17 protein-coding genes, 4 tRNA genes and 1 other RNA gene are annotated in these 22,462 nt (G+C 70.8%); 10 read left to right on the forward strand and 12 right to left on the reverse strand.

What is annotated here, in order from left to right:
• Nucleotides 1-5: 5 nt before the first annotated feature.
• The 4 genes from Q4V64_RS24870 to purS all read right to left on the reverse strand — a co-directional run bounded on the left by Q4V64_RS24870 (nt 6) and on the right by purS (nt 3,846).
• On the reverse strand, nt 6-506 hold the full coding sequence (locus Q4V64_RS24870) for a helix-turn-helix domain-containing protein (RefSeq protein ID WP_253267032.1): 501 nt from the start codon (nt 504-506) through the stop codon (nt 6-8).
• 120 nt (nt 507-626) lie between these two features.
• Nucleotides 627-2,885 (reverse strand): phosphoribosylformylglycinamidine synthase subunit PurL, encoded by a 2,259-nt coding sequence (gene purL, locus Q4V64_RS24875; protein WP_124440907.1) that lies wholly within the window; start codon nt 2,883-2,885, stop codon nt 627-629.
• Nucleotides 2,882-3,586 carry a phosphoribosylformylglycinamidine synthase subunit PurQ gene (gene purQ, locus Q4V64_RS24880; protein ID WP_124440906.1) on the reverse strand — a complete coding sequence of 235 codons (705 nt, stop codon included), beginning with the start codon at nt 3,584-3,586 and terminating at the stop codon, nt 2,882-2,884. Before purQ ends, purL begins: the two co-directional genes overlap by 4 nt.
• A complete protein-coding gene (gene purS, locus Q4V64_RS24885; protein ID WP_124440905.1) occupies nt 3,583-3,846 on the reverse strand; it encodes a phosphoribosylformylglycinamidine synthase subunit PurS in 264 nt (87 codons plus the stop codon). The genes purQ and purS overlap by 4 nt, the downstream gene beginning before the upstream one ends.
• Before the next feature lie 351 nt (nt 3,847-4,197).
• Here purS and Q4V64_RS24890 point away from each other — a divergent pair, with 351 nt between their 5' ends.
• The 8 genes from Q4V64_RS24890 to Q4V64_RS24925 all read left to right on the forward strand — a co-directional run bounded on the left by Q4V64_RS24890 (nt 4,198) and on the right by Q4V64_RS24925 (nt 9,011).
• Nucleotides 4,198-4,515 (forward strand): Lsr2 family protein, encoded by a 318-nt coding sequence (locus Q4V64_RS24890; protein ID WP_124440904.1) that lies wholly within the window; start codon nt 4,198-4,200, stop codon nt 4,513-4,515.
• A 134-nt stretch (nt 4,516-4,649) separates the two neighbouring features.
• A tRNA-Gly gene (locus Q4V64_RS24895) sits at nt 4,650-4,721 on the forward strand.
• An 81-nt stretch (nt 4,722-4,802) separates the two neighbouring features.
• Nucleotides 4,803-4,875, forward strand: a tRNA-Gly gene (locus Q4V64_RS24900).
• Nucleotides 4,876-5,047: 172 nt separating this feature from the next.
• Nucleotides 5,048-6,010: an ABC transporter ATP-binding protein gene (locus tag Q4V64_RS24905; RefSeq protein ID WP_124440903.1), complete on the forward strand. Its 963-nt coding sequence runs from the start codon at nt 5,048-5,050 to the stop codon at nt 6,008-6,010.
• Complete coding sequence (locus Q4V64_RS24910; RefSeq protein WP_124440902.1) at nt 6,007-6,783, forward strand: ABC transporter permease; 777 nt, start codon at nt 6,007-6,009, stop codon at nt 6,781-6,783. Before Q4V64_RS24905 ends, Q4V64_RS24910 begins: the two co-directional genes overlap by 4 nt.
• 69 nt (nt 6,784-6,852) lie before the next feature.
• On the forward strand, nt 6,853-8,304 hold the full coding sequence (locus Q4V64_RS24915) for a sensor histidine kinase (RefSeq protein WP_124440901.1): 1,452 nt from the start codon (nt 6,853-6,855) through the stop codon (nt 8,302-8,304).
• Nucleotides 8,301-8,915 carry a response regulator transcription factor gene (locus Q4V64_RS24920; protein WP_124440900.1) on the forward strand — a complete coding sequence of 205 codons (615 nt, stop codon included), beginning with the start codon at nt 8,301-8,303 and terminating at the stop codon, nt 8,913-8,915. The genes Q4V64_RS24915 and Q4V64_RS24920 overlap by 4 nt, the downstream gene beginning before the upstream one ends.
• A gap of 23 nt (nt 8,916-8,938) precedes the next feature.
• Nucleotides 8,939-9,011: transfer RNA gene (locus tag Q4V64_RS24925), tRNA-Gly, on the forward strand.
• Between the two features lie 339 nt (nt 9,012-9,350).
• Here the strand turns inward: Q4V64_RS24925 and Q4V64_RS24930 are convergent.
• The 6 genes from Q4V64_RS24930 to ffs all read right to left on the reverse strand — a co-directional run bounded on the left by Q4V64_RS24930 (nt 9,351) and on the right by ffs (nt 18,637).
• On the reverse strand, nt 9,351-10,253 hold the full coding sequence (locus Q4V64_RS24930; protein WP_124440899.1) for a phosphoribosylaminoimidazolesuccinocarboxamide synthase: 903 nt from the start codon (nt 10,251-10,253) through the stop codon (nt 9,351-9,353).
• 104 nt (nt 10,254-10,357) lie between these two features.
• Nucleotides 10,358-11,860: a N,N-dimethylformamidase beta subunit family domain-containing protein gene (locus Q4V64_RS24935; RefSeq protein ID WP_124440898.1), complete on the reverse strand. Its 1,503-nt coding sequence runs from the start codon at nt 11,858-11,860 to the stop codon at nt 10,358-10,360.
• A gap of 291 nt (nt 11,861-12,151) precedes the next feature.
• Nucleotides 12,152-14,272, reverse strand: a complete 2,121-nt coding sequence (locus Q4V64_RS24940; RefSeq protein ID WP_303711620.1) for a hypothetical protein — start codon at nt 14,270-14,272, stop codon at nt 12,152-12,154.
• Between the two features lie 345 nt (nt 14,273-14,617).
• A complete protein-coding gene (gene purD / locus Q4V64_RS24945; RefSeq protein ID WP_124440885.1) occupies nt 14,618-15,886 on the reverse strand; it encodes a phosphoribosylamine--glycine ligase in 1,269 nt (422 codons plus the stop codon).
• Nucleotides 15,887-16,019: 133 nt separating this feature from the next.
• Nucleotides 16,020-18,446 (reverse strand): DNA polymerase III subunit gamma and tau, encoded by a 2,427-nt coding sequence (locus tag Q4V64_RS24950; RefSeq protein WP_124440884.1) that lies wholly within the window; start codon nt 18,444-18,446, stop codon nt 16,020-16,022.
• A 92-nt stretch (nt 18,447-18,538) separates the two neighbouring features.
• Nucleotides 18,539-18,637: signal recognition particle sRNA small type (gene ffs, locus Q4V64_RS24955), an RNA gene on the reverse strand.
• A gap of 72 nt (nt 18,638-18,709) precedes the next feature.
• Here ffs and Q4V64_RS24960 point away from each other — a divergent pair.
• Nucleotides 18,710-18,794: transfer RNA gene (locus Q4V64_RS24960), tRNA-Ser, on the forward strand.
• Between the two features lie 206 nt (nt 18,795-19,000).
• On the opposite strand, the gene Q4V64_RS24965 is transcribed toward Q4V64_RS24960, so the two are convergent.
• The gene (locus Q4V64_RS24965) at nt 19,001-20,212 is read right to left on the reverse strand and encodes a helicase-associated domain-containing protein (protein WP_253267028.1); all 1,212 of its coding nucleotides are present in this window, start codon (nt 20,210-20,212) and stop codon (nt 19,001-19,003) included.
• Nucleotides 20,213-20,370: 158 nt separating this feature from the next.
• Nucleotides 20,371-21,093 carry a hypothetical protein gene (locus Q4V64_RS24970; protein WP_124440883.1) on the reverse strand — a complete coding sequence of 241 codons (723 nt, stop codon included), beginning with the start codon at nt 21,091-21,093 and terminating at the stop codon, nt 20,371-20,373.
• A 113-nt stretch (nt 21,094-21,206) separates the two neighbouring features.
• Here Q4V64_RS24970 and Q4V64_RS24975 point away from each other — a divergent pair, with 113 nt between their 5' ends.
• On the forward strand, nt 21,207-22,451 hold the full coding sequence (locus Q4V64_RS24975) for a plasmid pRiA4b ORF-3 family protein (protein WP_124440882.1): 1,245 nt from the start codon (nt 21,207-21,209) through the stop codon (nt 22,449-22,451).
• Nucleotides 22,452-22,462 lie beyond the last annotated feature (11 nt).

The following is a 22,462-nucleotide window of genomic DNA, read 5'->3' on the forward strand; positions in this document are numbered from 1 at the left end:
GTGTGTCAGGGCAGGCCCACGGCCAGCGCCACCAGCAGCGGCACCACCCGCCCCGCCGGCACCTCGTAACGGCCCCGCCCGGTCGTATGCAGCCAGCCTCCGCCGGTCAGCTGGCGCAGGTGGTGGTAGATCTGGCCGGTCGTGCCCACCTCTTCCAGTTCGGCGAGTTCGGCCGCGGTGCGCCGGCCGCCGAGGATCTCCCGGAGCAGCCGCAGCCGGACCGGGTGTCCGAGCGCGGCGAAGGACTCGGCGGCCCGCGTCCAGTCGTCGTTCAGCAGCTCCTCGGTCAGAGCGGTTCGCTGCCAGTCGTAGCGCTCCCCGGCCGGCAGTCGTACGGCGCCCGTGAACAGCACCCCTCCGCCGGCCACGCCCAGCCCGGCCAGCTGCTCCTTCAGCCCGTGCAGGGCCCAGAAGTCGCTCTCGTCCAGCTGCGGCGCGGTGCGCTGCGCGCTCTCCAGCGCCGCCAACCTGCGCTCCAGGTCGGCGACGCGTTGTTCCAGTTCCACACCCACGAGATTACGGAAGTACGTAATTACGTGCAAGGCCATGAGGGCAACACACGAAGGCCCCGCCCGTCGGAACGGGCGGGGCCTTCGTCGTCTTACGACCGGCTACGCGAGCGACCGCTACGCGAGCAGCGCCGGAATGGTCCCCTCGTGCACGATGCGCAGCTCCTCCAGGGAGAGCGTGAACTCGCCCTGGAGCTCGACGGTGTCACCGTCCACGACACCGACCCGCGTGGCCGGCAGGCCCCGCGCGCCGCACATGTCGGTGAAGCGGAGCTCCTCCGAGCGGGGTACGGCGACGACCGCGCGGCCCGCCGACTCCGAGAAGAGGAGCGTGAAGGCGTCGAGCCCGTCCGGTACGACCAGACGCGCGCCCTTGCCGCCGAGCAGGGCGGATTCCACGACCGCCTGGATCAGACCGCCGTCGGACAGGTCGTGCGCGGAGTCGATCATGCCGTCGCGGGAGGCGGAGATCAGGATCTCGGCGAGCAGCCGCTCGCGCTCCAGGTCGACCTTCGGGGGCAGGCCGCCCAGGTGGTCGTGGATCACCTGCGACCAGGCCGAGCCGCCGAACTCCTCGCGCGTGTCACCGAGGAGGTAGAGCAGCTGGCCCTCCTCCTGGAAGGCGACCGGCGTGCGGCGGGCGACGTCGTCGATGACACCGAGGACCGCGACCACCGGGGTCGGATGGATGGCCGCCTCGCCGGTCTGGTTGTAGAGCGAGACGTTGCCGCCCGTGACCGGCGTGCCCAGCTGCTGGCAGGCGTCGGCGAGTCCGCGGATGGCCTCCGCGAACTGCCACATCACCGCCGGGTCCTCGGGCGAGCCGAAGTTCAGGCAGTCGGAGACGGCGAGCGGCTTGGCGCCGGTGGTGGCGACGTTGCGATAGGCCTCGGCGAGCGCCAGCTGCGCGCCCGCGTACGGGTCGAGCTTCGCGTACCGGCCGTTGCCGTCGGTCGCGATGGCCACGCCGAGCCCGCTCGCCTCGTCGATGCGGATCATCCCGGAGTCCTCGGGCTGGGCGAGGACCGTGTTGCCCTGCACGAAGTGGTCGTACTGGGAGGTGATCCAGGACTTCGAGGCCTGGTTCGGGGAGCCGACCAGCTTCAGGACCTGGTCCTTCAGCTCGTCCGAGGTGGTGGGACGGGCCAGCTTGTTCGCGTCGTCCGCCTGGAGCTCGTCCTGCCAGGACGGGCGGGCGTACGGGCGCTCGTACGTCGGACCCTCATGGGCCACCGTGCGCGGGTCCACGTCGACGATCTTGCCGCCGTGCCAGTAGATCTCCAGGCGGTCGCCGTCGGTCACCTCGCCGATGACGGTGGCGATGACGTCCCACTTGTCGCAGATCTCCAGGAAGCGGTCGACCTTCTCCGGCTCGACGACCGCGCACATGCGCTCCTGCGACTCGCTCATGAGGATCTCCTCGGGCGAGAGCGTGGAGTCGCGCAGCGGTACGTCGTCCAGCGTCACGCGCATGCCGCCGGAGCCGTTGGAGGCCAGCTCGCTGGTCGCGCAGGACAGGCCCGCCGCACCCAGGTCCTGGATGCCGACGACCAGCTTCTCCTTGAAGGCCTCCAGGGTGCACTCGATGAGGAGCTTCTCCTGGAAGGGGTCGCCGACCTGGACGGCGGGGCGCTTCGACGGCTTGGCGTCGTCGAAGGTCTCGGAGGCCAGGATCGAGGCGCCGCCGATGCCGTCGCCGCCGGTCCGGGCGCCGTACAGGATGACCTTGTTGCCCGCGCCGGACGCCTTCGCAAGGTGGATGTCCTCATGCCGCATCACACCGATGGCACCGGCGTTGACCAGCGGGTTTCCCTGGTAGCAGGCGTCGAAGACGACCTCGCCGCCGATGTTCGGCAGGCCCAGGCAGTTGCCGTAGCCGCCGATGCCGGCGACGACACCGGGGAGCACACGCTTGGTGTCCGGGTGATCGGCCGCACCGAAGCGCAGCGGATCCACGACGGCGACCGGCCTGGCGCCCATCGCGATGATGTCGCGCACGATGCCGCCGACGCCCGTGGCCGCGCCCTGGTAGGGCTCGACGTACGAGGGGTGGTTGTGCGACTCGACCTTGAAGGTGACGGCGTAACCCTGGCCGACGTCGACGACGCCCGCGTTCTCGCCGATGCCGACGAGCAGGGCGTCGGACTGCGGGGCCTTCTCGCCGAACTGGCGCAGGTGCACCTTCGACGACTTGTACGAGCAGTGCTCGGACCACATCACCGAGTACATGGCGAGCTCGGCACCGGTGGGCCGGCGGCCGAGGATCTCGACCACGCGCTCGTACTCGTCCTTCTTCAGGCCGAGTTCGGCCCAGGGCAGCTCGACGTCGGGGGTCGCGGCCGCGTGCTCGACCGTGTCCAGAGGCGTCCGGCTCATGCGTTGACCAGCTTCTTGAGGATCGAGGTGAAGAAGGGGAGGCCGTCGGTGCGGCCGGTGCCGATGAGCGGCTCCACGGCGTGCTCCGGGTGCGGCATCAGGCCTACGACGTTGCCGGCCTCGTTGGAGACGCCCGCGATGTCCCGAAGGCTGCCGTTGGGGTTGCCGTATCCATCAACGGCTTCGCCGTGGGCCAGGTAGCGGAAGGCGACCCGCCCCTCGGCCTCCAGCTTGTCCAGCGTGTACTCGTCGGCGACGTACCGGCCGTCCATGTTCTTCAGCGGGATGTTGATCTCCTGGCCGGCCGTGTAGTCGGTGGTCCAGGCGGTTTCCGCGTTCTCCACCCGCAGCTTCTGGTCGCGGCAGATGAAGTGGAGGTGGTCGTTGCCGAGCATCCCGCCCGGGAGGAGGTGGGCCTCGGTGAGGATCTGGAAGCCGTTGCAGATGCCGAGGACCGGCAGTCCGGCCTTCGCCTGCTCGAGCAGGGGCTCCATCACCGGCGAGAAGCGCGCGATGGCACCGGCGCGCAGATAGTCGCCGTAGGAGAAACCTCCGCACAGCACCACGGCGTCGACCTGGTGGAGGTTCTTGTCCTTGTGCCACAGGGCGACCGGCTCGGCACCCGCGAGACGGATCGCGCGCTGGGTGTCCCGGTCGTCCAGGCTGCCCGGGAAAGTGACGACGCCAATACGAGCGGTCACTTCACGGCCTCCGCGACTTCCTCGATCCGGACGGTGAAGTTCTCGATCACGGTGTTGGCGAGGAAGGATTCCGCGAGATCGTGGATGCGGGCGAGCGTGGCCTCGTCGACCGGCCCGTCAACTTCCAGTTCGAATCGCTTTCCCTGACGTACGTCCGAGATGCCGTCGAAACCCAGGCGCGGCAGTGCGCGCTGCACCGCCTGGCCCTGGGGGTCGAGGATCTCCGGCTTGAGCATGACGTCGACTACGACGCGTGCCACTGGCACTCCCGGTGTTGTGGTGCTGAGCAGGTTCCTGCAAGTACCTTCAGACTACCCGCACAAAATTTCTACGCGGGTAGAGTTGTAGGAATCTACGTGAGCGCTGTCACGATCCGGTATCGGACGGGTGCCTTCACGAAAAGTTCAGGGAAAGATCCTGGATCAGCCCCGGCATCCGTATTGCGCTCGGACACGCTGACAGATTTAGTCGAGCTTCACATTGCAATGCCGAGCACTGTACAAATGAATTGCCAATAGCCGATACTTTGCCCATTAACAGGCGGACAGTCGACATCTCACAGGCGTCCTGGCACGTCATCGCAGAGGTGTCGCACGAAGGGACCGATATTCGTGGCGCAGAAGGTCGTGGTCACTCTCTTTGACGACATCGACGGCTCGGAAGCGGCGGAAACGATCGCCTTCGGACTCGACGGCAAGTCGTACGAGATCGACCTGAACACAACCAATGCCAAGAAACTGCGTAAGGCGCTCGAGCCGTACGTGGAGGCCGGCCGCAAGCGGTCGAGGTCCGGCAAGGCGTACCGGCAGACGGAGGTCGCCCCCGACCCGGCGGCCGTGCGGGCCTGGGCCCAGGCCAACAAGATGGACGTCCCGGCGCGCGGGCGGATCCCGAAGAAGGTCTACGAGGCTTTCACCGCGGCTCAGTGAAGCAAGTGAGCCATGGCCCACGGCCGGTCACCCGCCCCTCGGCGCAACCGACTTGCGCTGCACCCCTCCTGGTCAGCTAGAGTCTGGAGCACGCCGAGGGGCGAGGCCGGAAAAGCCCAGCCCACGGAGTACTTGCGGGTGTAGTTCAGTAGTAGAACATCCCCCTTCCAGGGGGAAGGCGCAGTGTGCAATTCCTGTCACCCGCTCTGCATCGCCGGTCCCGACCACTCCTGTGGATCAGGTAGGCTGGTGCTCGCGCCGATCGGTGAGAGCCGGTCGGAGGCAATGCGGACGTAGCTCAGTTGGTAGAGCGCAACCTTGCCAAGGTTGAGGTCGCGAGTTCGAGCCTCGTCGTCCGCTCTCTTTTCGAAGACCTTCGAAGGTCCCAGTCTTATGACTGGGACCTTTGTCGTGTCTCGACATGAGCGTGTCGCGACATGAGCGTGTCGCGACATGAGCGTCTGACATTTGTCACACGGAGTGGTGACAGCTCGCACTGCCGCCGGGCCCGAGGCGCCGGGACGCTGAGGGCATGGACACGAACGAACACGAACACGTGATTGAGGTCACTGACCTGAGACGTGTGTACGGGGGCGGGTTCGAGGCGGTGCGCGGGATCAGCTTCCGCGTGGACCGCGGCGAGGTCTTCGCGCTGCTCGGCACCAACGGGGCGGGCAAGACGTCGACGGTCGAGCTGCTGGAGGGGCTGGCACCGCCGGCCGGGGGCCGGGTGCGCGTGCTGGGACATGATCCGTACGCCGAGCGGGCCGCCGTACGTCCTCGGACCGGGGTGATGTTGCAGGAGGGCGGCTTTCCGTCCGAGCTGACCGTCGCGGAGACCGCGCGGATGTGGGCGGGGTGCGTGAGCGGGGCGCGTCCGCCGCGGGAGGCGCTGGCGCTGGTCGGTCTGGAGGGGAAGACCGACGTGCGGGTGAAGCAGTTGTCCGGGGGTGAACGGCGGCGCCTGGACCTGGCGCTCGCGCTGCTCGGCAGGCCCGAGGTGCTGTTCCTGGACGAGCCGACGACCGGTCTGGACGCCGAAGGGCGCCGCGACACCTGGGAGTTGGTGCGCGCGCTGCGCGACGGCGGTACGACCGTGCTGCTGACCACGCACTACCTGGAAGAGGCCGAGGACCTCGCCGACCGCCTGGCGATCCTCCACGAGGGCCGTATCGCGGCCGCCGGCACGCCTGCCGAGGTGACCGCCGCGCAGCCGTCCCGGATCTCCTTCGAGCTGCCCCACGGCTACTTCGTGGGGGACCTGCCGCCGCTCGGTGAGCTGGGGGTGTGCGGGCACGAGGTCGAGGGGAGCGTCGTACGGCTGCGGACACGGGAGTTGCAGCGGGCGGCCACCGGGCTGCTGGTGTGGGCCGAGCGGGCCGGGGTGGAGCTGCGGCGGCTGGATGTGCGGTCGGCCTCGCTGGAGGAGGCGTTCCTGGGGATCGCGCGGGAGGCGGCCGGTTCCCTCGAGACGGTTGAGGAGTATGCGGCATGAGTGACCTGATCACGACGCCGGTCGGCCGGATGACGTCGCTGGCGCGTGCTGAGCTGACGTTGCTGGGGCGCAGCAGGGGAACACTCGTCGCCGCCCTGTTCGTGCCGCTTGTCATGCCGATCAGCGTGCGTTCGGTCATCGAGGACATGGACCTCGAGGAGGCCGGCCTGAACGTCGGCACGGTGCTTCTGCCCGCCGCCGTCGGCGTCTCGCTGCTGTTCGCCGTGTACGGGGTGCTCGTCGGCGCCTTCGTCGCCCGACGCGAGGAACTCGTGCTCAAGCGGCTGCGCACCGGCGAGTTGAGCGACGGCGAGATCCTCGCCGGCGCCACGCTGCCGGCCGTGACCATCGGCCTCGTACAGTCCCTGTTACTCGTGGCGGGCTGCACCGCGCTGCTCGACCTGGCGGCCCCGAAGGCACCCCATCTCGCCGTCGTCGGGCTGCTGTTGGGCCTGGTGATGTGCGCGGCCCTGGCCGCCGTGACGGCGAGCTTCACCCGGACCGTGGAGAGCTCGCAGGTCACCACGCTGCCGCTGGTGATGGTCTCGATGGTGGCCTCCGGGATCGCCGTACCGCTGGAGCTCATGCCCGACCGGGTGGCGAGCATGCTCGAACTGCTGCCGCTGACGCCGGTGATCACGCTCGTGCGGGGTGGCTGGACCGGAGATCTCTCGGCGTACGAGGCGCTGGGGCCCGTGATGACCGCGCTGGCCTGGACCGCCATGGGCGTGTTTGCTGTACGGCGGTGGTTCCGGTGGGAGCCGCGGCGCTGACGTACGTAGTAGCTGACGTACGTAGTAGCTGACGTAGGTAGTACTGGTCGTACCGGGGGGAGCGGGGAGATGCGCGGGCCGGGCACGTGGTGGCGGGGGAAGAGCACGCCGGAGAAGGTGGAGACGTACACGCGGTGGTCGTTCCACTTCTTCGCGGTGATGGAGTTGGCGACTCTCCCGCTCCTGGGGTTCAGCGGGATCGGACCGCGCCTCGCGATCGGGCTGATGCTGATGGTGGTCGTGCATGCCGTGACCTTCACGGTGACCGCGTCGCGGGCGCTGGACTGGGCGCGCGGCGGCCGCGAGCGGCCCGTACGGCAGCTGTGGACGCTCGGGGGGATCACCGCCGTGGTCGGCCTGCTGGCCCTCGCGATCGCGGAGTACGGCCCGAGCGGTGACGATGTCGACACCGCCGCGGGCGGGACCTTCGGCACCGTCCTGATCTTCGGTATCTGCGCCCTCGCGATCGGCCTCCGGCAGCGGCGCCAGGTGCTCGCGCTGGTCGGGGGCTTCGCGCTGGGCGCCACGGGCGTCTCGTTGGCGCTGGGCAGCCCCTGGCCCGCCGCCCTGTCCGGGGGTGTGGCCGTGCTGTTCGGCGCCGGGCTCCTCGCCTTCACAGCCGTCTTCTCCGTCTGGCTCCTCAACGCCGTCTACGAACTCGACGAGGCCCGCGAGACCCGTGCCCGCCTCGCCGTCGCCGAGGAACGGCTGCGGTTCGGGCGGGACCTGCACGACGTGATGGGGCGCAACCTCGCCGTGATCGCGCTGAAGAGCGAACTGGCCGTGCAGTTGGCCCAGCGCGGGCGGGCCGAGGCCGTGGAGCAGATGATCGAGGTGCAGCGGATCGCGCACGAATCGCAACGCGAGGTCCGGGAGGTCGTACGGGGCTATCGGGAGGCCGACCTGGAGGTCGAACTCACCGGTGCACAGGGGGTGCTGACGGCCGCGGGCATCCGGTGCGAGCTGACCGGCGAGGCGGCCGGGCTGCCTGCCGAGGTGCAGTCGGCGCTCGGCTGGGTGGTGCGGGAGGCGACGACCAATGTGCTGCGGCACGGGGATGCCGGGCGGTGTGCGGTGAGCCTGCGGGTGACGGAGGGGCGTGTGGTGCTGATGGTGGAGAACGATGGGGTCGGTGCGTCGGCCGGTGCGTCGTCTGGTGCGTCGTCTGGTGGCTCGGCCGGTGCGTCGTCTGGTGACTCGGCCGGTGCGTCGTCTGGTGACTCGGCCGGTGCGTCGTCTGGTGACTCGGCCGGTGGCTCGTCCCGTGGCTCGGCCGGTGGCTCGGCCGGTGGCTCGTCCCGTGGCTCGGCAGGTGCCTCTTCCGGTGCGGACTCGCGTGCGGACTCGGGTGCGGACTCCGGTGCGGACTCCGGTGCGGACGGTTCGGGGCTGGCCGGGCTGCGGGAGCGGCTCGCGGCGGTGGACGGGACGCTGGAGGCGGGGCCGGTCGGTGGAGGGCTGTTCCGGCTGGTCGCGGAGGTGCCGTTGAGCACGGCCCGGGTGAGCGAGGTCATGGCATGACGTCTCCCGTACGGCTCCTGCTCGCCGACGACGAGCATCTGATCCGGGGTGCGCTGGCCGCGCTGCTCTCCCTGGAGGACGACCTGCTGATCGTCGCGGAGGCGGCGACGGGACCCGAGGCGCTGGCCATGGCTCGTGCCCACGTCCCCGATGTCGCCGTACTCGATCTTCAGATGCCCGGCGCGGACGGTGTGAAGGTCGCCACATCCCTGCGCGCCGAGCTGCCCGGCTGCCAGGTGCTGATCGTGACCGGTCACGGGCGGCCCGGGCATCTGAAGCGGGCCCTGGAGGCAGGTGTGCGCGGATTCGTCCCGAAGACGGTAAGCGCGCAGCGGCTCGCGGAGATCATCCGCACGGTGCATGCCGGAAACCGCTACGTCGACCCCGAGTTGGCCGCCGACGCGATCTCCGCCGGGGACTCGCCGCTGACCGCGCGGGAGGCGGAGGTGCTGGAGCTCGCGGCCGACGGGGCGCCCGTCGCGGAGATCGCCGAGCGGGCCGCGCTGTCGCAGGGGACCGTACGGAACTATCTGTCGTCGGCCGTGACCAAGCTCGGGGCGGAGAACCGGCACTCGGCCGTACGACTCGCGCGCGAGCGAGGTTGGGTATAGTTGCTCTCGCGCCACGGCGCAACGCGGACGTAGCTCAGTTGGTAGAGCGCAACCTTGCCAAGGTTGAGGTCGCGAGTTCGAGCCTCGTCGTCCGCTCGGTTGTCTGAAAGCCCCGGTCCATCGGACCGGGGCTTTCTCGTGTTTTCCGTGCGGCTAGGGCCTGTCCGGCGGATCAGGTCGCAGGACATCGGCGGCGCCCAATGAGCGCAGGTGAGCGGGGTCTGGTGCGTCCAGCTGCAAGGCGGAGGAGGGAGTCGACGCGGAGCGATGGGGGTGCCCCCGCGCGAGCTCTGTTCGAGCGTGGGGGAGAGTGACGACAACGCGGCAGATGGGCGCCCGCCGCGATGGGGGTCCCCCCGCTCGAGCGAAGCCGAGAGTGGGGGAGGCTAGTGTCACTGCGACCCCGCGTCTGCGGCATGATCCGCCGGACAGGCCCTAGCTCCAGGTGGTTCCGGTGAGGCGCTCGTACGCCTCCACGTACTTCGCACGGGTCGCCTCCACCACCTGCTCCGGCAGCGGCGGCGGGGGCTGCTCGCTCGCCCGGTCCCAGCCCGACTCCGGCGAGGTCAGCCAGTCGCGGACGAACTGCTTGTCGTACGACGGCTGCGCGCGGCCCGGCTGCCACTGGTCGGCCGGCCAGAAGCGGGAGGAGTCGGGGGTGAGGACCTCATCGGCGATGACGAGGCTGTCGTTGTTCTCGAGACCGAACTCGAACTTCGTGTCCGCGAGGATGATCCCCCGGTCGCGGGCGATGTCCCGGCCGCGGGAGTAGACGGCGAGGGTCGCCTGGCGCAGCTGGGCGGCGGTGTCCGCACCGACCTGGCGGGCGACCTCCTCGTACGACACGTTCTCGTCGTGCTCGCCGACCTCGGCCTTGGTGGCCGGGGTGAAGATCGGGGCGGGGAGTTCCGAGCCGTCGACGAGGCCTTCGGGGAGGGCGAGGCCGCAGACGGTACGGGTCTCGTCGTACTCGACCAGGCCCGAGCCGGTGAGGTAGCCGCGGGCCACGCACTCGACCGGAAGCATCCGGAGCGACTTGCAGACCAGGGCGCGGCCCGCCCAGTCGGCGGGGGCGGCGGCGGGCAGCTCGGTGCTCAGGACGTGGTTGGGTACCAGGTCGGCGAGCTGGTCGAACCACCACAGGGAAAGCTGGGTGAGGATGCGGCCCTTGTCGGGGATCTCGGTCGGCAGCACCCAGTCGAAGGCGGAGATGCGGTCGCTGGCGACCATCACGAGGTCGCCCGCCTCGTTCTGGTACAGCTCGCGCACCTTGCCGGTGTGGAGGTGCACCAGGCCCGGAACCTGGATCGGCTCGGGCTTTTCTACGAATCCGGACACGGTTCCTCCCCGTGGTTCTGTGCAGGTGGCTCGATTCTCCTGTATGCCGCAGATCGGTCCGGGCCCGGGGGCGTGGAGCCGGGCCCGGGGGCGTGGAGCTGGGCTCAGTCACGTTTGCAGATGCGGTCCAGGAGGTTCGCGGTGGCGCGCTGGATACGGGGGTCCACGTGGCCCGGGCGGTCCAGTGCGGGGGACCACGCGAACGTTCCGGACGCGAAGACCAGGGCACCGGAGGGGGCGCGGTAGAGGGAGGTCTCCTGGTGGCGGACGACTCCCTCGCGGTCGGTGTACGGGGAGTGCGCGAGCAGGATGCGGTTCTCGTGCTCGGGGAGCGGGGCGCGCGGGAAGTAGCGGTCGGCCTCGCCCGCGACCAGGCCCTCGATCTCGTCGCTCTCGTGCGCGCCGGTCGCCTCCCACAGCCAGTGGTCGGCGTTGCGGACGACCAAGGGGTGGGGTTCGGGGACGTGGCCCGCGTACTGGATGCCGATCAGTTGCTGCTCGGGGCGGTCGATCTCGCGCCAGAGCACGGGTTTGCCCGGGCCCCTGCGTTTGCGGCACGTGAGCAGGCGGTCGGGGACGCCGGAGGGGGACGGGCTCAGCTCCACCTGCCAGTACAGCGAGTTGGCGGAGAGGAAGACCAGGGACGTGCCGTGGTCGCGGGCGCGTTCCACGGTGTGGCGCATGGCCGCCGACCAGTACTCGTCGTGGCCGGGGAAGACCAGGCCGCGGTAGCGGGTGGGGTCGATGTGCCCGGCGTGCAGGTCGCGGGCGTCGGCGTAGGCGATGTCGTAGCCGTAGCGCTCGGCCCAGCGGATGAAGTCGTAGGCGTGGCCGACATGCAGGGGGAGGCCGGCGCCCGCGTACGGGCGGTCGAAGGAGACCGTGGTCGCGGCGTCGGCCTCGCCGAGCAGGCGGCCGTCGGCGTCCCAGGCGTGGTAGAAGCTGGCGCCGGTGCGGCCGTCCTCGGGGTAGAGGTTGTAGGCCTGCCAGGTGATGTCGGGCAGGAGGAGGAGCAGGTCCGCAGGGTGGTCGTCGCGGACGGTGAAGGGGATGTGGGACCGGTAGCCGTCGGCGGTGGTGAGGACGGCGACGTACGCCCCGATGCTCCAGTAGCTCGGGATCTGCAGGCGCCAGGACAGCCACCAGTGGTGGCAGGAGACCGTCCGGTCGGCGGCGAGCGGCGGGGGCTGGACGATGCCGGACAGGCGGGGACTTGAGGTCATCTTGGTGGCGCCGTCACCGCTGTAGTGGCCGATGCGGTAGACGTCGACGCCGAATTCCTGGGGCGGGTCGACGGTGATGTGGAAGTCGACGGCCTCGCCGGGGGCGACCGCGCCGGTGGAGGTGAAACCCTTGATCTGGCGGTGCACGTCGTCGGCGGAACGGGGGCCCGCCGCGGAACGGGGTGCGGGGACGCGGGGGCTCTTCGGCGTGCGCTGCCGGGCCGGGTCGACATACCAGTCGACGTACCAGGGGACGATCCGGCCGGTGTCGTCGAAGTACGTCGGGTTGCCGCGGAGCCAGGGGACCGGGCCCTGGCCGAAGGGGTCCGTCACGGCGTGTGCGAGTGCTCCCGACTCCCAGCGGCGGATCTTCTCCGACCCCATGGGTGCTCCCCTCCCTCGTGTCCCCGTGTGTGATGCGGCGCGGCGCGGCGCGGGCGTGTCATGTGTGCGCTGTGTGTGCTGCGTGCGCTGTGTGCCTGTCGTATGTCGCAAGCCCTTGCCATGTGCGCGTTCGGTCCCAGCACATCACATTGCGCACGCGGGATGTCACTATTCGTTGCAAATCGGCCAGAAGTGGAAGTAGGGGCTCCGGTATGGGTCGGCGCGTGGTAGGCGGCATGCGGTCCCGTCGGACTTGTCCTGTGCCAGGTGGGCGGACGCCGGGGCTGGGCGTCAGACGAGGCGTACCGGCTTCTCGGGGCGTATGCCCGACTCGATCAGCCAGGTCCGCAAGGGGGCGGGGTCGCCGTCCTCGACGAGGCTGAGGACGTGGGGGGTCAGGTCGGCCGCCCGTTCGCCGTTGACCATGAGGGACGGGCCGTCGAGCCAGTCCAGGCCCGGGGTCGCACCGGCGGTGTCCATCGCCGCGCAGCACACCATCGCGGTGACGTGGTCGGCGAGCAGTTCGCGGCCGGTACGAGGGGGTTGCAGGGGGAAGAGGGGGAGCGTGCCGTCGTCCCAGAGAGCGGTGTCGGGGCTGCCCTGACCGGGGGCGGGCGAGCCGGCCGGGGGCGTGTTCCCTGGTGCCGTCGCCTCCTCGCGGGCGAGCTCGGCGGTTAGGCGGGCGGCGAGAGCGGCGCTGGCTTCGTTGGGGGCGGGGGGGTCGTCGGGGTAGGGGGTGGGGGGCTCGGTGGGAGGGCGGTGTGGGGGTTCGCCGGAGGGGGGATCGGGGCGGTCGTCGGATGGGCTGTCGGGGCTGTCGTCGGATGGGCTGTCGGGGCTGTCGGCGTCGTGGCCCTCGGCACGTTCTCCGGACGGGACGTGGGCGTCGTGGCCCTCGGCGTGCTCTCCGGACCGGACGTCGTCACCGTGGCCCTCGGCACGTACACCGGACAGGGCATCGTCACCGTGGCCCTCGGCACGTACACCGGACAGGGCGTCGTCGTGGCCCTCGGCCCGTACGCCGGGCCGGACGTCGGCGCGCGGCCCGTCCGCGTCCGTCTCGTGCGGGACTGTGTCGCTGGTCGCCGTGTGCTGCGCGGTGTCCCTGTGGGGTGAGGGCTGGGGCGTCGGGTTGTTCGTCAGGTGGTCCATGACGCGGGCCAGGGTCGGGCCGTCCGGGTCCGGTGACGTGGGGTCGGGGGCGCGGCGGACGCCCAGGGTGTCGAGGACACGGTGGAGGCGGGCCGCGTCGGTGCGCCACTTGCGGTCGACGACCTCGTCGGGGTACTCCTGCCAGTCCACCGGCGACCAGTCCGGGCCGGGCTCGGCCGGACCGCCGTGGAACAGCCGGGCGGCGAGCAGCGAGGCCGCCTCGTCCACCGCGCCGGGCTCTTCGAGCAGGTCGCAGGCGGGACGCTCGCCGAGTCGGGAGGCGAAGCCCTCCGCCAGCCGGTCGCGGCGGGACAGCTCGGTCAGGGCCGCGACGACGCCGGCGTCCAGCCGGGAGGGCCAGCGGCCCATACGCCACGCGGGCAGCGCGACCCGGGTCAGCAGCCGGTCCCAGCCCGCGTACGCGAGCCCCACCTGTTCCTGGGCGACGATCCTGAGCCCGTAATCCACAGCCTGTGCACGATCGGCGGCCGCGGCGGCGACCCCTCGCTCCATCTCGGCGGCATGGCCGCGGCAACTGCGCAGCAGCAGACGGGCGACCCAGCCGATGCCCGCGAGCACCGCACGGGTCACAGGGTTGCGGCGGGGGGCCGAGGTCACGGCCACCGCCGCGTCCAGCCCTCGTACGAAGCGGCGGGCCGCGGCTATGTCGGGGTGCGCCGAGGGTCCCGTACCGGCGACGACCGGGGCGAGGACCGCGCGCAGCTCGCCCACGCGCATCCACCACAGGAACGGGGAGCCGATGACGAGGACGGGCGTGGCCGCCGTACGCCGGTGGGGGCCGCGGACGCCCGCTATCTCGTCGTGGCCTTCGCGCGGGGGCGGGCCGTGGGCCGGGTGGGTGCGGTCCTCCAGCCAGCTGTCGCAGTCCGGGGTGAGCGCTATGGCGGAGGGGGCGGGGACGTCCAGGCGATCGGCGAGGTCGCGCACCATCCGGTACAGGTCGGGGGCCGACTCCTCGCTGATCGGGACCGTCGGGCTGACGGCGGGGCGGGCGCGGGCCACAACCAGGGCGATGCCCCCGGCGGCGAACAGGACGAGGAGGGCGAGCACGCTCGTGACCCAGCGGGCGGCGTCCCAGGCCGGGCCCGGGAGATGGCCCGCGGAACCGCCGGCGAGCAACACCACGGCGACGGCCGCGGGCAGCAGCGCGACGGCCAGGGCCCGGCTGCGGATACGCAGCACGGCGAGTGCGCGGTTGCGCGCACCCTGCGCGCCCGCCTCCACACCCACACCGCTCATGACCCGACCTCACCCCCTCCCTGCCGTCCTGGCCGAGCGGCTCTCCGCCCGGCATTCCTGGCGTTGCTCACTCCCCCACTGTGGCACCCACTACTGACATCGCAATGCCGGTGGGCCAAGTGCCGGACCGCATGCGGACCGCTTGCGCCGCACCCTAGTTGGGGCCCCGGGCCCCGTCAGCCGGATGGGGCAGCGGTCACTCGATGGAATGGCTTTGGGGAGAGGTGGATGACGGAAAGCAAGGATCAGGCCCCGAATCCTGAGACGGAATCGGGGCCTGCGGGGTTTATCGGCAACCGGGAGATTCTCCGGCGTTCCGCCAGGATTCTCAGGCGGCGTCGGGGACTATGCCTGCGCCGCCTCCGCCCCCTCCGCCGCCTTCGCCGCGATGTCCGTGCGGTGCTGGGAACCGTCGAGCCGGATGCGGCCGACGGCCCGGTACGCGCGGTCGCGGGCCTCGGCGAGGTCCTTGCCGGTCGCCGTGACGGACAGGACACGGCCGCCCGCGCTGACGACGGCGTCGCCGTCGCGCTTGGTGCCGGCGTGCAGGACGTACGCGTGCGGGGCGTCCTGGGCGGCCACCTCGTCGAGGCCGGTGATCGGGTCGCCGGTGCGCGGGGTGCCGGGGTAGTTGTGCGAGGCGACGACCACGGTGACCGCGGCCTCGTCGCTCCAGCGCAGGGGCTCGAGGTCGGCGAGGTTGCTGGTGGCGGCGGCCAGCAGGACGCCCGCCAGCGGGGTCCTCAGCCGGGCCAGCACGACCTGGGTCTCGGGGTCGCCGAAGCGGGCGTTGAACTCGATGACCCGTACGCCGCGGGAGGTGATCGCGAGACCGGCGTAGAGCAGGCCGGAGAAGGGGATGCCGCGGCGGCGCATCTCGTCGACGGTCGGCTGCAGGACGGTCTCCATGACCTCGTCCACCAGCTTCGGGTCGGCCCAGGGCAGCGGGGAGTACGCGCCCATGCCGCCGGTGTTCGGGCCCTCGTCGCCGTCCAGCGCGCGCTTGAAGTCCTGGGCGGGCTGGAGGGGCACGACCGTCTCGCCGTCGGTGATGGCGAAGAGGGAGACCTCGGGGCCGTCGAGGAACTCCTCGATCACCACGCGCTCACAGGCGGCCGCGTGCGCCTTGGCGGCCTCCAGGTCGGCGGTGACGACGACACCCTTTCCGGCGGCGAGTCCGTCGTCCTTGACGACGTACGGAGGGCCGAAGGCGCCGAGGGCCTCGACGGCCTCTTCCGGAGTCGTGCAGACGTACGACCGTGCCGTGGGCACCCCGGCCGCCGCCATGACGTCCTTGGCGAAGGCCTTCGAGCCCTCGAGCTGCGCGGCCTCCTGGGACGGGCCGAAGACCGGGATGCCGCCCTCTCGTACGGCGTCGGCGACCCCGGCGACGAGCGGGGCCTCCGGGCCTACGACCACCAGGTCGACGCCGAGTTCGGCGGCCAGCGCGGACACGGCCGAGCCGTCGAGGGCGTCGACCGCGTGCAGCTCGGCGACCTCGGCGATGCCGGCGTTGCCGGGGGCGCAGTGCAGCGCGGTGATGTCGGGGTCGAGGGACATGGAGTGGCACAGGGCGTGTTCGCGGGCGCCGCTGCCGATGACGAGGACCTTCACGGGGGTCAGCCTAATCCAGGGCTAACGGGGTTTTTGTGCGGGGTTCCGAAGGGGTGGGGGGTGGAGCGTCGTAGGTTCCTCCAAGGCCCTCGCCCACTCACCTACTCGCCTACTCGCCTACTTGGCTACTCGGCTACTCGTTGGAGAACTCCTCCACCACCGTCGCTCCCAGCTCCCGGACGATGAGTTCGTGGCCGGAGAGGGCCGACTCGTCGAGGTCGGGGTCGTCGTCCGCCGGGATGTCGTCCTCGGGGGCGACCGGGCGCGGTTCCGGCGCGGAGGACTGCTGGTGAGTGGGGGTGGCCCGAGCGGGAGCGGGGGCTGGCGCCGACGTGGAGGACGTCGAGGACGTGGGTGACGAGGACGGCGTGGATGCGGCAGGGGTGGGCTGGGGGGACGCCGGGCGCTGGGGGGACGTACCGCCGCCGCCGTAACCGCCAGCCGCCCCGCCACCGGACCCACCGCCGTAACCGGCACCGGACCCACCGCCATAACCGGCGCTGGAGCCACTGCCTGCGCCGTGACCCGCGCCGCCGCCTCCGCCGTAGCCGCCGTTGGAACCCGGGGAGCCGCCGGTCGCGGGGGGTGCCGAGCCGCCCGACGGGTCGACGATCGCCTCGATCTTCCACTGCACGTTGAACTGCTCGACCAGCGCCTGCCGCAGCACGTCCTCGCTGCCGCTGCTGACGAAGTTGTCCCGCGCGCCGGCGTTGACGAAGCCGAGCTGGAGGGTGGTGCCGTCGAAACCGGCCACCTGCGCGTTCTGGCTGAGCAGGATCCAGGTGAACCGGCGGCGGTTCTTCACGGCCTCCAGGATGTTCGGCCAGAGCATGCGGGGGTCGAGGCCGCCGGTCGGAGCGGCGGGAGGCGGGGTGGGGGCCGATGGGGCAGAGGAGGTTGGAGTGGGTGATGTGGGCGGTGTGGGGGCGGGCGCGTTCGGCGTGGACGTCGTCTGTCCGCTGCCGGCGGGTGCCGCGGTGGGCCAGCCGCCGGGTCGCCGACCGCCGCCACCTGCGGGTGTGGCGGTGGGCCAGGCACCAGGGGTGGGGGATGTGGGGGCAGGGGCGGGCGAGGGCTGGGCCTGAGGTTGGGGTTGGGCCTGAGGCTGGGCCTGGGACTGGGGTTGTGGCTGCTGAGATGGCTCGTGCCGAGGGGGCTGCTGGGGGCGGTCGATCGCCGAAGGCCCACCACCAGGAGCCGCAGACGCACCGGGCCCGGCGACCGCGGGGGCTTCCTGCTGGGAGGGCGCGCCCGGCGCCCCGGCCCCCCGTACCGCCGCCCGAGCCGCAGCGACACCGCCACCAGGCGGAACCGGCGCGGCGGCGGCCGCAGCCGCTCCCCCGTGCGCGTCGGGTCCCGGCACGTACCCCACCGCGGGCATGCCGGCCCCCGCGGAGAAGTTAACGCCACGCTCCAGCCGGTCCAGCCGGGCCATCACGGAACGCTCGTCGCCATAGGCCGCCGGCAGCATCACGCGCGCGCAGATGAGCTCCAGCTGGAGGCGTGGCGAGTTGGCACCCCGCATCTCCGTCAGTCCCTCGTTGACGAGGTCGGCGGCACGGCTCAGCTCGGCGGCGCCGAAGGTGCCGGCCTGGGCCTGCATTCGCTCGATGACGTCGGCGGGGGCGTCGATGAGCCCCTTCTCCGCCGCGTCCGGCACGGCGGCGAGGATCACCAGGTCCCGCAGCCGTTCCAGCAGATCGGCGACGAACCGCCGAGGGTCATTGCCGCCCTCGATGACGCGGTCCACGACCTCGAAGGCGGCGGCGCCGTCACCGGTGGCGAAGGCCTCGACCACGGAGTCGAGGAGCGACGCTTCGGTGTACCCGAGCAGCGAGGTGGCCATCACATACGTCACACCGTCGGCACCGGCCCCGGCGAGCAGCTGGTCCATCACGGACATCGAGTCACGCACGGACCCGCCCCCGGCCCGCACGACGAGCGGCAGAACCCCCTCCTCAACAGGGATGTTCTCCCGCCCGCACACCTCGGCGAGGTACTCACGAAGCGTCCCCGGCGGCACGAGCCGGAACGGATAGTGATGGGTCCGCGACCGAATGGTCCCGATGACCTTCTCGGGCTCGGTGGTGGCGAAGATGAATTTGAGGTGCTCGGGCGGCTCCTCGACGACCTTGAGCAGGGCATTGAAGCCGGCCGACGTGACCATGTGGGCCTCGTCGATGATGTAGATCTTGTACCGGCTGCGGGCGGGCCCGAAGAAGGCCTTCTCCCTGAGATCACGGGCATCGTCCACACCACCGTGGGAGGCGGCGTCGATCTCGATGACGTCGATGGACCCCGGCCCGTTACGCGCCAGATCCCGGCACGAGTCGCACTCACCGCACGGAGTCGGCGTGGGCCCCTGCTCGCAGTTCAGACACCGGGCCAGAATCCGGGCACTGGTCGTCTTCCCGCACCCGCGCGGACCGCTGAACAGGTACGCGTGATTGACCCGGTTGTTCCGCAGCGCCTGCTGCAGCGGGTCGGTCACATGCTCCTGCCCGATGACCTCGGCGAAGGTCTCCGGGCGATAGCGGCGGTACAGCGCGAGAGATGACACGCATACGAGGTTATAGGCGCCCACTGACATCGGGCCCCGCCCTCGGAGCTCCGTACGAAGCTCTGCCGGGACCAGACGGGGAATGACCCGGCAACGCAAGCGCCCCCCACGCACCCGCCAGAGCCAACCTACCCTTGCTGCCTTCCGGCCCTGGGGGAGTTCAGTCAGATAGCGCCGCGTGAGGGGCTTCCCAGAGAGTACCCGATGTCAGCGGCGTGGAACGAGTTCGCGAGCACTCCTCTCGGTCATGTAATGTTCCTGGCGGAGGATTCGCCTAGAGGCCTAGGGCGCACGCTTGGAAAGCGTGTTGGGGGCAACCCCTCACGAGTTCGAATCTCGTATCCTCCGCAGCCGCCTGAACAGGCGAAACAGAGCGTCGGACCGCAGCTCGCGGTCCGACGCTCTGGTGTGCCCTGGTCTCAGCTTTGGTCTCATTTATTTCCGGCATTCAGTACATTTCACCCATGCGGCGAACGCGCCCTCTGCTGGTGATCGGCGGTGACGCGTCGAGTGGGCCCGGCCCGAGGTGCCCCGAAGCGGCTCTCCTCATGCCATCAGGCCAGCGGGTAGCCCATGGCCAGGACGGCCTTGCGGAACGCCGGCAGACGGTCGGGGGAGACCGCGAGGTGGCGCTCGCCGATTCGGGTACACAGCGCGCGCAGGCGGCGGTCGCTGGTGATGAGGGCGGCCAGTGCCTCGTCCGCGCACTCGATGAGATGGGTCTGCCCTGTATCGCGGATTCGGCCGGTGCGGCGGCCGGTGTCGTCGAGCAGGGTGGTGACGGTCTGGGGCACGGAGTGCCGGGCGGCCTGGTTCAGGTAGCCACGGAGTTCGTCGAGAGTGTGCCCGCGGTCGAGGGCGTGCAGGAGAGAAGCGGTGGTGAGCGTCCGGACCCGGTCGGTTTTCTGCTCGGAGAAGGCGTTCAGGAGGAGTGTGTCGGCGGAAGACAGCCCGTCGAGGGCGACGATGTCGAAGTTCGCCAGGACGGTGACGCTGCCCGTCGGGACGGCCGGGGCGGGGGCCTCGGCAGGGGTGTAGTCGCTCGTGAGGCCGACGGCATGGGCGCCCAGGGGATTGAGGCGGAGTGCGGACAGGCCGTCGTAGCGGCTGAGCTGGTCGAGGTAGTCGCCGCCCCAGTTCTCCTGGTAGTCATCGCGGGCGCCCACCGGAGGGACGTACTCGATGTCGATGAGGCCGAGCGTGGCGGCGTACTCGAAGAGCACCGCCAGGGTGTAACGGCCCTGGAGGAGGGACCAGCCGTGATAGCCGTCGTAGCCGAGGCTGCCGTACTGCGGATCCTCCAGGTACAGCTTCCACAGGGCGCGTTCACTGCGGTGGACGACCGGATTCAGACCGGCCGCGCGCATGTCCGTGAACAGGCTGTCGACGGACGTCCACTCACCCGGGGTGAGGCGGGGCAGCGCTTGGCCGACGAGCTTGCGGCGCGGTTTGACGGCGGTCAGGACATTCGCCGAGCGCTGGCCCTTGATCTCCTCGACGCGGGAGAACTCGTCCAGGAAGCTGTTGTTCAACCAGCGTTGCCACAGCTGAGCAATGGTCAGGTGCGGTGGCCGGGTCAGCGCGGCCCGTCCGCGCGTGGTCAGTTCCAGCCGGCCGCCGGTGAGCTGGGCGAGGCCGCCTGCCTGGAGCAGCATCGGCCAGGCGAAGGCGGAGATGGCCTCGTGCGGATAGAAGTCGCCGCCGTCCAGGACCGCGGCGACCGCCGAGACGGTGCGGCGCTGGGGCGGCGGGTCTTTTCGCTGCACCGCAGCTTCTCCGTCATGCACAGGCGCAGCAGCGTCAGCAGGTTGGCCTGCGCCTCGTGCTCGGTGTGCCGGACACGTGGAGTGCCGGTGGGCTCCTGCTGCTGTTCGACCGGTGTCACTGCTCGTGTTTCCCGCTTCGTGCCGCTCGTGTCACGTTCCTACAGATGGGCAACGTAGTCGTAGTTGTCCGGACCGCAGGTGCGTTCAAGGATCTGGACCACCTTGCGCGGGTTGTCGTAGGGGCCGGAGAAGTAGAACGGCTTGCTGTCCCGGCCGAAGCCGATGACGGGCTGGTCGCTGGGCCGGGCACCCAGGTGCACTGCGGCGTCGGCGAAGCCGCCCGCGGGCTCGAAGCCAAGACCGCGGGCGTAGGCGACCGCATCGTGCACGATCGTCTGCGCCTGCTCCACGCCGATCGGCAGCGGCCGTTGATCGAAGGCCGAGTAGTACATCGGTACGTAAGTGGTCAGGGATCCGGACCCCATCACCTCGGGGGCGGTGACGTTCTTGACTCCCAGGCAGTACACGTCCACCAGGAACCCGGTGACGGTCACCCTGCTGGCACGTTCCTGGCGCGCCAGGAGAATCTGGGCGAAGCCGCCCGTGCCCGGGTCCGGCTCCTGGCCGAGGGGGTCGGCGGCCGCCCAGTCCGGGGCTTCGGCCATGTCCAGCCCCGCGCTCCAGCCCGCGTTGACCCAGCAGCCCACCACCGGCCGCTCATCCGGCGCGGTGTTCGTCAGTGCCGCCTCGGCGACCCGTCTGACCAGTGCGGCGGCCTGGGCCGGGCGCAGCCCCAGCGCCTTCGCGATCTGCTTCGGGGTGCTGCCGCGCACCCTCAACTCCCGGATCCGGGCCAGCAGTTCCTCGTCGTGCGTTGTCACCGTCCCAGTCTGGCATCTCCGTGTCGCCCCATGCGAAGCACGGGGTGCGCCGACGGTGCTGCCATCCTGGGTTCGGGTGATTGCGGGACACGAACCGGAACGGGCAGGTCAGAATGGGCGAGACAGTGGGCAGGGCCGTCGAGCAGGTGCGCGCGCTGGTCGGTTGGGTCGGTGCGGGCCGCAAGCTGACCCAGACCGGCCGTGTGACGCTCGCCGACGCGCGAGCACTGGTGGAGGTTCTGGACACCGGCGACCGGATGGACCCGGTGATCGGGGACCGTACGTTCAAGACGAAGTCCAGCGAGGAGCTGTACCACCTCACGCTGCTGGTCGAGTGGGCCAAGGCGGCACGACTGCTGCGGACCGCGGGCGGGCGCCTGCTGCCGGTGAAGAAGAACGCCAAGCTGCTGGACCGCCCCGGCGAGCTGCGAGGCGCGCTGTTCGCCGCGCTCCCGCACATCGGCCCGGCCGTGACGGCCTCCGGCTGGCTGGAATCCCTGTTCAGGCACGAGTACGACCGGGGCCTGCGGGCGTTGCTGCACCGCCTGTACGCGGCCACGACCCCGGTGCCGCTCGGTGACCTGTACGAGGTGGTGTGGCAGGCGGTCAGCCCGCTGTACATGCTCGACGATCTGTCCCCCGACCGCCTGGGGCATCTGCGGGCCGCGGGCGACCACGACATCCAACGGGTCCTGAAGGCCCTCGTCTCCCTTGGCGCTGTCCGTCTCACGGAGGACAGCGCCGAGTTGACGGCGGACGGCCGTACCGAGACGGCCCGGATGCTCGGCCGGCCCGAGCCCGGCGACGCGGTGTTGCGGATCCTCGTCGAGCTCGCCGACGTGGACGGCCCCCGGGTCTGGCGGCAGCTGCTGGTGCCCGCCTCGATCCGGCTGGACCGGCTTCACTCCGTGATCCAGGCCGCGATGGGCTGGCAGAACTGTCACATGCACGCGTTCACCATCGACGGCGTCCAGTACGGCCGTCCCGGCGGCGAACTCGGATTCCGCGACGAGCGCACCGCCACGCTGGCCGCCTTGCTCAAACCCGGCGCCCACTTCGTGTACACGTACGACTTCGGGGACTCCTGGGAGCACCTCATCACCGTGGAGCACTTCCAGACAGCCTCAGCCGGGCTGCACTGTCCGTACTGCGTGGACGGCGCCGGGGCGTGTCCGCCCGAGGACTGCGGCGGCGCCCCCGGCTACAGCGACCTCAAAGTGATCCTCGCCGACCCGGCGCATGAGGAACACCACGCCATGCTGGAGTGGCTCGGACTTCGGTCCGCCACGGAATTCGTCCCTGACCGTTTCGCACCGGACGAGGCCAACACTCGGCTGCTGCGCCTCACGGCACCCTGAAAGCCGGGCCG

The sequence above is a fragment of the Streptomyces sp. NL15-2K genome (genome assembly GCF_030551255.1).
In the GTDB taxonomy this organism is placed as follows: domain Bacteria; phylum Actinomycetota; class Actinomycetes; order Streptomycetales; family Streptomycetaceae; genus Streptomyces.